General features: G+C 53.9%; 1 rRNA gene. It reads left to right on the top strand.

Going from position 1 to position 230, the window contains the following annotated elements:
- Window positions 1-154: 154 nt before the first annotated feature.
- Window positions 155-230: ribosomal RNA gene (rrf, locus tag AC5RVY_RS19085) — 5S ribosomal RNA — on the top strand; the annotation flags it as partial.

The raw sequence follows: 230 nt of genomic DNA, 5'->3' as shown, positions 1-230 counted from the left end.
AAACAAGACTGCTTGCGTCCACTATGTGGTTCCCAAACAACAAACCAAACCGGTTCGTTGCCCAAGGGAACACACAATTGAATAACAACACCACACAATGTTGTAACCACAAAGATTTCCCCCACCCCACACAAGGGGTGCGCGGAGCAAGGGTTACGGCGGTCATAGCGTGGGGGAAACGCCCGGTCCCATTCCGAACCCGGAAGCTAAGACCCACAGCGCCGATGGTA

The sequence above is a fragment of the Arthrobacter sp. Ha26 genome (genome assembly GCF_059091705.1).
Note: the sequence above shows the minus strand (reverse complement) of the source record. Positions and strands in the feature narration are given on the sequence as shown.